We start from the raw sequence: 12657 nt of genomic DNA, 5'->3' as shown, positions 1-12657 counted from the left end.
GAAAAAACAAGTCTCAGCGCATGTACTTTATGCGCAGTTCTGGGCATATCTGCCCTTACCTGATCTCCAAAAGACAATAACAAGAACAGCTGTAAGGCTAAACTAATTAAGAAATAAGAAACTAATAATCATGAAAAAAACATTATCGAATCTATTCCTCGTTTGGATGTTTTGCAATTCTCTATGGGCATTTTCACAGGCAGGTTTTATTCCCCCAAGTCCACAGTCTTTCTCTTTTGTGAAAGCAACCAATGTGACATCTGAAAATGAACATACCGGAAGTGCTAATGTCAATATTCCTTTATTTACCTATAAAGCCAATAAATTAAGTACCGATGTCAGTATTTTATATAGTGGTGCAGGTGTAAAAGTAGATGATCTGCCCAACGATGTAGGAATGACCTGGGTGGTCAATGCCGGCGGTGTTATTACAAGAACTGTCAATGGATTGACCGATGAGCTGGCGGCTATGCGGATGAATAAAAGTGGGGCCGAGTTAATTCAGAAAACAGCTTCAGACTGTGACGCTGATGAAGAAATCCGGACGGCTTGTTATTCCCCATTTCAAATGGATACGGAGCGTGATATTTTTGAATTCAGGTTTGCTGATGTATCGGGATCATTCTATCTGGACCAGAACTTTATCCCCGTATTTCTAAAAAATAATGATGACGTAAAAATAAAGAATATTCTTCCGCTTAATGATACCAATAACCGGAATTTTAACGGATTTGAGGTCACAACTAAAGAAGGTGTGAAATATATTTTTGGAGGGAATATAAATTATTGGGAAACCACGGCTTCTAAGGCAATGCCTTCCAATCCACCTGGAGATTATGCGGTGACGTCATTTTTCCTGAAAGAGATTGAATCTCAGACGGGAGAGAAAATTTATTTTTCCTACGAAGATACCGATTTGGTAATCAATGCGATCAGTGAAATTCATACAAGATATTTGTATTACTGTTGTTTAAGTTCAAGTGCAGGTCCAGGTGCTATGCCGAATCTTGATCCTGAGCTGAGAATTTCTGTACAGACTCATTATACGAGAAACAAGAAAAGACTTAAGACGATCAGCAACAGTGAAAATTCAGATATAATCAGCTTTATATATTCTGATAAAGGAGATTCTGATTTTAAAAAATACCTTTCAGGAATTGAATACCGTGTCAATAATGAAGTTTTAAAAAAAGTCACATTTGATTATCTTTTTGAATCTTCTATGGGAGCATTGAATATGCAAAGATTTTATCTTTCTCAGATAAACTTCTACAGCAGAAATATATTTGAAAAAAAATACAGGTTTAATTATAATGATCCTTTGTCTTTGCCTAGAAGAATGTCTTATAGTCAGGATATGTATGGTTATTTTAACGGTAAGGAGAGTAATGAATCTTTGATTGCCGGATTTTTTGGAAATACAATGCCTCCAAGCAGCTCTTATCAACCCGCAATTTTGCAGTCTTTCGGAAACAGAAGACCCAATTTCTTATTTGCATCAAAAGGTGCATTACAAGAAGTAACCTATCCTACAGGTGGAACAACAAAATTTGAATATGAGTCTCCAAAAACCAAAGCTGTATTTAAATCTCGTTTGGGAGTTGAGGATGATGGTAATAATACACCCATTTTGACGGGTACTTCTAAAAAAGTTCTTGAAAATATTCATTTTGATCAGACCATTCCCTATACGCTCATTACCTATTCCAACCCTTCAAGTATCAATCATATGAAGCAGGCTAAGTTTACCATAGAAGATTTGGAGACTCACCAGCTGATTCATTCTGATGAAAAAACATATGGCTATGCAGTTCAGGACTCAATTAATGGAAGTTTTAATCTCCAGAAAGATAGAAAATATCTTCTTACTTTTACGCCCAATGGCTTTGCCGATTTAAAACTTTCCTACAGTCACAGAGATCCTATTGATGATTTTGGTATCCGTTTAAAATCGGTGACAAGTTTAGAAAACGGACAGATCAGTGAATATAAAAGATTGTATTATCATCCTATTGAATTATATCGTATAAAAGAAGAAGATCTTGCTTTAAATGATATGTTGATTATTCCTACTATACAATACGCAACATTTGAAGAGTTTCATGGAGGAATGAGCATGCCGATAGCTTATGCAACACATACTTCTACCAATTCCAGTGCTTTATACAACAGTCGTTTACAGGAAAGATACCGTTTTGTAACCACGAGTATAGGAGGTGATAATTTTGAAAATGGCGGGTATCAGAAAACCTTCAAAAAAGATTCTGAAGATCCGCTGGTAAACCTTCGTCCTGCCGCTGCCGGGGGAAGCGGAGCTCCATCTCCATCATCAGGTTCCGGATATTTTGAGACAGTGAACGGATTGACAAACTTTTTCGGAGTTATTCTGAACAGTATGTATTTTCCAGCCAAAGGAAACAGATTGTCATTCAGTGGAACACTGAACAGGATCCGATACTTCGAAAAAAAGGGAAATCTAGTCTATAAAAACAAGCAGATAAACTACCAGAATAAATACAATATTACAGATACAAACCCTAATCTTTTTGTTTCCAAGCCATTCAATGATCTTACTTATGGGAATTGTGGAACGACAAATGTTCAGCGTATTTCGAATTTTTATATTTCTATTTATAAGAACTACAGCATTGATACCAAATTACAGAAAGAAAGGGTAATAGAATACATAGACCATGTTCCCGTATCATTTTACAATAATTATGATGATTATTTTGCGGCAGATAGTTTAAATACTTCTGAATCTGCTTACCGAAAGCTTATCACCACTATTGATTACAATTATGAAGGGATGCCTGTTCATAGCCAGCTTACTAAGCAGACATCGGTATCTTCTGATGGTCGTATCACAGAAACTCAGTATCAATATGCCCAGGAAAAGAACAATCAATATCTGATCAGTAAAAATATTATTGGAGTGCCTCTTGAGACGGTGACGAAGAAAGATGGTAAAGTGATCTCCAAAATACAGACTTTATACCCGGTCAGTAAGACAGAGGCTGATTCCAAAACGTCTGGTCTTGCACTTCCTTATTCGGTTCTTTCGCAAGATATTCTAACCGGGCTGATGGATACCGATATACATTATGACCGATACGATAACAAAGGCAATCTTCTTCAGTATACCACCAAAGAAGGGATCCCTGTCTGTATTGTGTGGGGATATAATCAGAGTTTGCCTATTGCTAAAGTAGAAGGAGTTGCTTATTCCTATCTGTTGCAACTTTCTCCCGAAACTGCAGACATCATCAGCGCTTCGAATCTGGATTATAATGCGGGAGCTAATAATGACGAAACGGCTCTTTTATCTGCTTTAAAAAGATTCAGAACAAGACTTAGCAGTGATGTCAGATTTACTTCTTTTGTTTCTACCTATACCTACGATCCATTGATCGGAGTAAGAAGCATTACCCCGCCTTCAGGTATCAGAGAAAATTATCTCTATGATGCAGCCGGCAGATTGGAAAAAGTGATTGATATGGATGGCAAGATCCTGAAGGAAATGAAGTACAACTATAAAAACTAATACCTGATGAAAAAAATATTAATTCCCATAGGAATCCTGGTAGTGGGTACTGTGAAGTCCCAGCTTACCCCGCTTCCAAATACCGAAAACTATATACAGACAAAAACCTATCTTGATTATAACGGAACCCAGGCGACCAAATCGGCGGAAACCGTTCAGTATTTTGATGGATTAGGCAGAGCTAAACAGGTGGTAAATGTAAAAGCCTCACCATTAGGCAGAGATATAGTAACGCCTATTGTCTATGATAATTTTGGGCGACAGACCAGAGATTATCTTCCCATTCCTCAGTCCGGAACCCAAAACGGAACGATTTATCCTCAAACTCCTGGTATGGTAAATTTTCCCGTAAGTGATGCTACAGGAATCTATACAGGCGAAAAGATCTACTCAGAAAAAGTACTGGAAAATTCTCCTTTGGATAGGATACAACAGCAGATTCAGGTAGGAAATGCCTGGAGTACTAAACCTGTGAAGTTTGAATATTCAGCTGTTTCCGTTAATGACCAGGTAAGAAAATTTACAACCGTTACCACCTGGGAAAATGGAGCTACCAAATCGGTATTAGGTGAAAACTGGCTGTATACGGATAACCAATTATATAAAAATACGGTTACTGATGAAGATGGGAATAAAACCATAGAATTCAAAAATGGCAATGGCCAGCTTATAATGGTGAGAAAAGAAGATGAAAGCAGTACCTATTATGTGTATAACGAATATGACCAGCTAGCTTTTGTTATACCTCCTATAGCCAGTATGAGAGGTGATATTGTTCCCAATACCACAAAACAAGATGAACTCTGCTATCAATACCGCTATGATGGCAGGGGCAGACTTGTAGAGAAAAAACTTCCCGGAAAAGGCTGGGAATCTATGATATATGACAAACAAGACCGATTGGTAGCCACTCAGGATGCAGAATTAAAGCTCAAAGGGCAGTGGCTGTATACCAAATATGATCAATTGGGAAGAGTCGCGATTACCGGTATAAGTACAGGTGGAGAAAGATCTCAGGAACAGAGTATTGCTAACGGATATACTTCAAACAATGTCAATAGAATCAATACTGTCCTTTTCGAAAGACAGGGGATGAATGTATACTATGATAATCCGGATACCACCTATCCCAATTCAACAAAATGGGTGACCTTATTATCCTTAAACTATTATGACAGCTATCCTGCCTATGGTTTTAACCCCATATTTCCGGCCAATACCCCTGAAATGACCGTTTTAACGGCTACTCCTACTTCAGACGGAAGAAGCACGAAAGGCTTACCTGTCATGAGTTTTGTAAAGAATATTGAAGATGACAACTGGACGAAGAATTACACCTATTATGATCAGAAAGCAAGAGTAATAGGAACCCATTCCATCAATCATTTGGGAGGTTATACCAGAACAGAATCCAAACTGGATTTTGCAGGGTTGCCACTACAGGCCCTTACCCGACATAAAAGATTGGCTTCCGATACAGAAAGGGTGATCACAGAGAATTTTGAATACGATTCACAAAACAGGTTGTTGGCACACAAACATCAGGTAGACAATAATCCTGTAGAATACCTTACCCAGAACAAATACAATGAACTTTCGCAGCTTGAATCTAAGAAAGTAGGGGGGATTGCAGCGGCTTCACCACTTCAGCAGATCGATTACCGATACAATATCAGAGGCTGGATGACCAAAATCAATGATCCTGCGAACCTTAATGGAAAACTGTTTGGGTATGAAATAAGGTATCATAACCCTGTCAATACTCAGACACTTGGAAGATACAATGGAAATATTGCAGAAATAGACTGGAACAATGGCTCCGAAAATCTACTGAAACGTTATGATTATGAATATGACAAAGTCAACAGATTAACCAAAGCTTTTTATAAAGAACCCTCAACGGGTGTCAGTGGAACTTTTGATGAACACCTTACCTATGACCTGAATGGAAACATCGGTACCCTGAAACGTTGGGCAGTTCCAGTATATGGGCTAACCTCTACTTTGGTAGATAATCTTGAATATAAATATACAGGAAATCGCCTGAATCAGGTTGTAGAATATGCGATGAATGACACAGGCTATGAAGGTGGAAATAATCTTATTGATTATAATCTGAATGGAAATATGATCAATATGAAGGATAAAGGGATTAATGCCATTAAGTATAATTATCTTAATTTACCAAATGCTTATTCAATTTATTCAAACCGTTTGGGATTGATCAGATACGAAGATCTAGGTTATCTTTATCGTGCAGATGGAACCAAGTTGAGAAAAATATATTCAACTACACCTCCAAGAGGAATGACAAGTACCACTATAACCGATTATCTGGATGGGTTCCAGTACACATATAGAGAAGGTGGTGGAATATGTCTGGAGTGCCGCACTGCATCTGCTTTTGAAGAACAAGCTTATAAGAGTATCGGACAAATCCTTCCTGATCTGGGAGAACCACCAACATGGAAACTGGATTTTGTGGCAACGTCAGAAGGAGCTTACAACTTTATGGAAAATCGCTATATTTACCAATATAAAGATCATTTGGGAAATGTAAGGGTAAGTTTTGCTAAAAATAATGAAGGAATCCTTGAAGTTATGGATACCAACAATTATTATCCATTTGGATTAAACCATATCACAGGAATGATGAGTCTTTCTAATTTGGGAGGATTATATAGTTATAAGTACAATGGGAAGGAGTTACAAGAGACTGGGATGTATGATTATGGAGCCAGGATGTATATGGCGGATTTGGGAAGATGGGGTGTTGTCGATCCGTTGGCTGAAACGAGCAGAAGATTTTCTACTTATACGTATGCTTTTAATAATCCAATTAGATTTATAGATCCGGATGGAAGGTCTGGAAAAGATTGGTATCAAAATAATTTAACTCAAAACATTGAATGGCATGATGGTAGTGCTGAATTAGATGGCTATACTAACTTAACAGCTATAAATAATACTAGAGTACTCGGTGTTGAAAATGGACAAACAGTTCAGGAATTTAATTTAAACTCTGATGGTTCTTTTACAGCAGATGGGCAATTGTTTAATAATGGCGAGTCTGCTACCACATTAGTAGGTACTACAATTACAAGTAAACCTGGTTTTGATCTTGCAAAATGGTTATCACATTTAGGAAGTGAGGGTGGAGAATTCTATTCAAATCTTGGAGGATCTGGTCCTCGTGAAGATACCAATCCATTCTTCAGAGGAGATATAGACAAAATGGTTGATATGGGAGGTTATTTTGGAGGAATACATAATGGTTTAAGCAGAGGGGATCAGGGAATAAGTTTGATGAATACTATGGTGGATGTAATGTCTTTAATTGATTTAGCGGTTTCAGCAGCGGGATCAACAAAAAGTTCTTCAAATGCTGTAGCAGCAGAACCCGATACACTTAGTTATCATGGTTCCCAAGCAGTTGGTCTTAATATTTATAGAGGATCTGGAGACAGAATAACCGGTGTCGGTGTTAAAACTCAGGATGTACATAAAACTAATATGTCAAGAAGTCAAAAGGATTCAATGGTAGGTAGTGTTAATGCTATTAATGCTAGACTTGATAAGCAAGCTGATTCTATATTAAAAAGAATAACACCAAGATAATATGAAGACTAAAATAATTTATATATTGATTCTATTCACTATTCTTTCTTGTAGAAAAGATAAGGCTGAAAGCTTTAAAGAAGAATTAACCCAATCGATTCAGAAAAAAATTACACAAGAGCTTAAACAAGATGGTTCTTCTTTAGAATCCATTCATCTTGCAAAATATGATACTTTAATGGAATGGCAGGAAGCTGATCTCTTATTTCAATATTCTAGTCAGAGATTGAAGATATTAATTAAACGAAAGGAACAGCTAATAAAAGAACTTGAAAATTTTAAAGCAGTAAATGATTTAGAAGCAATCAAATCACAATATGCAAAAGTGGACGATAGTATGAAAAACGAAATAAAAATTGCAGAAAGTGTAAGTCATCTGGAACCAAAAAAAGATAGAACGGGTAATTATCAGGCAATTTTTCTTTTAAAGGTTCATGATAAAAAACTCAATGCAGTTAAAAACGATTCGTTATTTATGTATGTAAATGACAAAAAAGTGATATTTACACAACCTCAATTTATTGAACAGTGTATTAAGAAATTTAATAAGAATTAGTCCGATCTTGAGGATTTGTAATCACATAAGCAATAATAAAGAACCCTGGCTGCCGCACGATTCTATCGTGTGGTGAAGTAATAGTAACAAAACCACGGCTATTGAGCCGTGGTTTTGTATTTTAAAAGTCCCTTACCCGACATAAAAGATTGGCTTCCGATACAGAAAAGGTGATTATAGAAACTTTTGAATACGATTCACAAAATAGATTACTTGTACACAAACATCAGGTAGACAATAATCCTGTAGAATACCTTACCCAGAACAAATACAATGAACTTTCGCAGCTTGAATCTAAGAAAATGGGAGGGATTGCAGCGGCTTCACCACTTCAGCAGATTGATTACCGATACAATATCAGAGGCTGGATGACCAGAATTAATGATCCTTCTAATCTGAACGGAAAACTGTTTGGGTATGAAATAAGGTATCATAATCCGGCCAATACTCAGGTAGTTGGCAGATACAATGGAAATATAGCAGAAGTAGACTGGAACAATGGTTCCGAAAATCTGCTGAAACGCTATGATTACGAATATGACAAAGTCAACAGATTAACCAAAGCTTTTTATAAAGAACCCTCAACGGGTGTCAGTGGAACCTTTGACGAACACCTTACCTATGATCTGAACGGAAATATAGGTACCCTGAAACGTTGGGCTGTTCCCGTATACGGACTAACTTCTACTTTGGTGGATGATCTTACTTATCAATACGTTGGAAATCGTTTGGATAAGGTAATAGAAGATGGAATGAATGATACCGGCTATGAAGGTGGAAACAATACCATTGATTATAATCCTAATGGCAGCATGATCACGATGAAAGATAAGGGGATCTATGATATTACTTATAATCACCTTAATTTACCAGACTATTTCTCAATTGCCCAGAATAATCCCCTTGGTGGAACTCTAAGTTTTGAGCTGAGCTACCTTTATCGTGCAGATGGGGTAAAGCTTCGAAAGATCAATACTTCAGGCGGAGGCGGAAAAGGGCAGCCAAAGACTAATGATATTACCGATTATCTTGATGGTTTTCAGTATAAACTTTATGAAACTCTTGAGCCTTGTCCGTGGTGCAGAACCAGTGTAGCATTTGAACAGGAAGCTTTCAAAGCAGATAATAAAGATAGTCTTAAGCCAATTGCTCCTAAATGGCGTCTTGATTTTGTCCCTACAACAGAAGGTTTTTATAGTTTTGAAGAAAATCGTTATATTTACCAGTATAAAGATCACCTTGGCAATGCTCGGGTGAACTATGCCAAAAACAGCACAGGCGCTCTTGAAATAACCGATACCAACAACTATTATCCATTTGGAATGAACCATATAGGTGGAATTAAGAGTCAATTGGGAGGGTATTTGAATTATAAGTACAACGGAAAGGAATTGCAGGAGACGGGAATGTATGATTATGGCGCGAGAATGTATATGCCGGATTTAGGAAGATGGGGAGTTGTAGATCCGTTGGCGGAAAAAATGACAAGATTTAGTCCTTATAATTATGCTTATAACAATCCGACTAGGTTTATTGATCCGGATGGAAGAGCCCCTAAAGATGATATTACGGTTAATAATTCAGGCAAAGTTCAATATGTAAAACAAAATAATCAACCCAATAGATTTTTTGACATGAAAGGAAATGAACTTAAATTCAATGACCCCAAAGGTGTTGATAAGAAATTCTTAAATTCTGAATTTAAAAAAGGAGATAGGGTTTATTATACTATAAGTTCAGGGCAAGTAGATAAAGCTGTAAATAGTGTAGGGTTAAATGATGAAATAAAAAAAGCTAGAGGAGCAGTCGTAGCATTGCCAAGTAATGAAATGAAAGCGGCAGCTTATGGAATAGCAAATGCAATGATTGCCTTTGAATCTCATAATGATGCTGATTTTACACATAGTTTTTTAACAAATCAAGTTGAAGGAGGAAAGAATGGTTTAACAGAAGATGGAGGAGTTTTTAGAATACACTATGTAGAAGATGAAGCATTCTTTAAATTTGAAGGGACAAATGATGTTTACAATCTTTATGATGCAGGGAATTTTATGTGGGGAAATTGGACAAAAGAAATTGGATTAACAGATATAGAAGTTTCGACAGGTTCACAAGCAAATGAGTTGAGAAAAGGCAGCTTGGATTCTGGAGCAGATCAAAATGCAATAAAAAAAGGAAGAAAATATTAACATGCTAAAAAAGATTCAATACCCTAAAAATTTAATACTGATATTTTTAGTATTTTCTTTGTTTTTCTATCTAATTAGAAATATTGGAGATGGAAGATCTTTTATTGATTTGATATTAAACTGGATTATTTTTATACCAGGAATAGTTACGTTTTTTATTTTTTTTATAAGTAATATTTTCAAATATAAGAATGACAGAACTAATTTATTATATTCTGTAATACCTCTAATTATTTTATTCTCTTTCATTATTTATGTTGTATATAATTTTTTATAACTTGGAATGAAGTATGGAATACTCCATAATAAAACAACAAAGCCACTCAAACTGGCTTTGTTGTTTTATAAAATGCTTTGCAATTTAGTTTGTTTAATAAACGCATCTAGGAGAGCGAAGACGTGGTGTCTATCGTTCTCTTTTAGTTTTTGTATATCTAAAATTTTAGCGACAATATTTTTATCCAGTAGAATATCCGTAGAGCCTACAAGATAATCCAGAGACACTTCCAAGGCTTCTGCCAGCTGCGTGGCCATCCCCTGAAACGTTGGGCAGTTCCTGTATACGGACTAACCTCTACTTTGGTAGATGATCTTACTTATCAATACGTGGGAAACCGTTTGGATAAGGTAATAGAAGATGGAATGAATGATACCGGCTATGAAGGTGGAAATAATCTTATTGATTATAATCTGAATGGCAGCATGATTAATATGAAGGATAAAGGTATTAATACCATTACGTATAATTATCTTAATTTACCTGAATCCTATTCCATCACTCAGACTAATCCTGTTGGCGGCTACACCAATTTTGAGCTTGCCTATCTGTACAGAGCAGATGGTACAAAAGTTCGTAAAATATATAAAAGTGGAGGCAACAAAGGAAATACCAAGATAACGACCAATATAACCGATTATCTGGATGGTTTTCAGTATAAATATTCTGAAATAACCGAATGCCTGTGGTGCAGAACCAGTGTCGCTTTTGAAGAGCAGGCCTTTAAAGGAGAGAAAGGTATTGATCCGATAAAGCCCCTGGAACCTAAATGGCGTCTTGATTTTGTGCCTACAGCAGAAGGTTTTTATAGTTTTGAAGAAAATCGTTATATTTATCAGTACAAAGATCACCTTGGTAATGCCAGGGTGAACTATGCCAAAAACAGCACAGGCGCTCTTGAAATAACCGATACCAATAATTACTACCCATTTGGAATGAACCATATAGGTGGGATTAAAAGCCAGTTGGGAGGATATTTGAATTACAAGTACAATGGGAAGGAGTTGCAGGAGACGGGGATGTATGATTATGGAGCGAGGATGTATATGCCGGATATTGGACGTTGGGGTGTGGTGGATCCGCTGGCGGAGAAATATAGAAGATGGTCACCTTATAATTATACAATGAATAATCCGATTAGGTTTATTGATCCTGATGGACGTGGTGTGACAAGTACTGGAGTCAAAGATAATAAAGATGGGACATACACTGTCGTAAATGCCAAAGATGACGGAAATAATGGAATTTATTTAGCAGATGACAAAGGGGATTATGATATTAATACATCTCAGCATATCGCGAACTCTCTGACTCCACGTTCTTTTATGGGAGACGATAACAAAGCTGTTGAAGGGGCTGTGATAAGTCCTGGTGATTTGAGCGGTAATGATTTTCTTAATGATTTGATGGGTCCTAATGAGCCTAATATTATTAAATATATGGCGAATGGAAAAGGTGGGGAACAATATGATTTTAAAACAAACGGGCCCAATGGTGAAGCAAATGGTATTCAGAATATTCCTAAAGATGAAAGAGCGACATACACTTATAGGGGTGTTTTATTTTCAATAGATACTGGAGATAAGACGGATAACGTTTCTGTTATCGCTTCTGCTAGAGATATTGGAAACTTTGGAGCAGGCTATATTGCCGGAAATAATGGTTTAACCTGGGGAACCGCAAGATTAGGATTTGATGCTCTTCAAAGTAAACAGGAAGGAAAACTTGCTACAGAAGGACAAACTACTCAGATGGCGCAAAAAGTAGGTCATACTCTCGGACATAAAAATTATGATAGTAGGCGTGCCGCAGTTTACAAGTCTCAATCCTCAAATCCATTACGTGGACCTAAATAACATTGATATATGAGAAGAATATTTAAGATACTGATTATATTGGTTTGTTTTATTGCAGGGTTATTTCTTTGGTTTGACCAGAGTCGTTCTTTTTTCAAAGCAACCAATGGAGAATACATTACAATGTGGAAAAGATATGGAGGAACTTGCTATCTGATACCTGGTAAATATTATGGAGTGACAAAGCCAGAAGATGGTTATATTGAAACCAAGAATAAAAATGAGTATATAGATTTTTTATGGCTTAATAATAAACCTAACGATTTGTTATACTATGGAAATGTTGATGATAAAATTTATAATAAAGACAGATTGCCTTTTAGAATATATAATTATTTAGATAATAAACAGAAGAATGATAGTTTATTTACGGATAAAAAAGGACATTATTCCAATTATAAAAAAGGAGTGATACATTTAAGCATAAATATCTTAGAAGGATATGCCGGTGATGGGACAGGAAAAACCCAGAGATAAATACCAAAGAGGCTGTCTCAAAAGGACAGCCTTTTTTATGGGCGTATTTTTTTGTAACTCATATTTTTCAATGAATTTATTTTTCGGGGGTCATATTTTTGAGTTTTTATGGTAGAATAAAGCAAAGGGAGGATTTTTTA

6 protein-coding genes are annotated in these 12657 nt (G+C 36.3%); all 6 read left to right on the top strand.

The features are described 5' to 3' along the window. Positions 1–130 precede the first annotated feature (130 nt). The 6 genes from AC106K_RS22275 (at position 131) to AC106K_RS22250 (ending at position 12517) form a co-directional block, all read left to right on the top strand. Positions 131–3544 carry a hypothetical protein gene (locus AC106K_RS22275; RefSeq protein ID WP_482447653.1) on the top strand — a complete coding sequence of 1138 codons (3414 nt, stop codon included), beginning with the start codon at positions 131–133 and terminating at the stop codon, positions 3542–3544. Between the two features lie 6 nt (positions 3545–3550). After that, a complete protein-coding gene (locus AC106K_RS22270; RefSeq protein ID WP_482447652.1) occupies positions 3551–7162 on the top strand; it encodes a DUF6443 domain-containing protein in 3612 nt (1203 codons plus the stop codon). 1 nt (position 7163) lies between these two features. Next, a complete protein-coding gene (locus AC106K_RS22265) occupies positions 7164–7718 on the top strand; it encodes a hypothetical protein (RefSeq protein ID WP_482447651.1) in 555 nt (184 codons plus the stop codon). Between the two features lie 149 nt (positions 7719–7867). Continuing rightward, positions 7868–9907 carry an RHS repeat-associated core domain-containing protein gene (locus AC106K_RS22260; protein WP_482447650.1) on the top strand — a complete coding sequence of 680 codons (2040 nt, stop codon included), beginning with the start codon at positions 7868–7870 and terminating at the stop codon, positions 9905–9907. 618 nt (positions 9908–10525) lie between these two features. Further along, positions 10526–12040 carry an RHS repeat-associated core domain-containing protein gene (locus AC106K_RS22255; RefSeq protein ID WP_482447648.1) on the top strand — a complete coding sequence of 505 codons (1515 nt, stop codon included), beginning with the start codon at positions 10526–10528 and terminating at the stop codon, positions 12038–12040. 9 nt (positions 12041–12049) lie between these two features. Further along, on the top strand, positions 12050–12517 hold the full coding sequence (locus AC106K_RS22250) for a hypothetical protein (protein ID WP_482447646.1): 468 nt from the start codon (positions 12050–12052) through the stop codon (positions 12515–12517). The last annotated feature ends 140 nt before the right edge of the window (positions 12518–12657 follow it).

The organism is Chryseobacterium sp. FR048, from assembly GCF_056844665.1.
This window is presented reverse-complemented; position numbering and strand designations above follow the sequence as displayed.

Bases quoted from the DNA above. Each gene is read 5' to 3' on its own strand.
- AC106K_RS22275 (WP_482447653.1), top strand. From the start codon at position 131: ATGAAAAAAACATTATCGAATCTATTCCTCGTTTGGATGTTTTGCAAT.
- AC106K_RS22270 (WP_482447652.1), top strand. From the start codon at position 3,551: ATGAAAAAAATATTAATTCCCATAGGAATCCTGGTAGTGGGTACTGTG.
- AC106K_RS22265 (WP_482447651.1), top strand. From the start codon at position 7,164: ATGAAGACTAAAATAATTTATATATTGATTCTATTCACTATTCTTTCT.
- AC106K_RS22250 (WP_482447646.1), top strand. From the start codon at position 12,050: ATGAGAAGAATATTTAAGATACTGATTATATTGGTTTGTTTTATTGCA.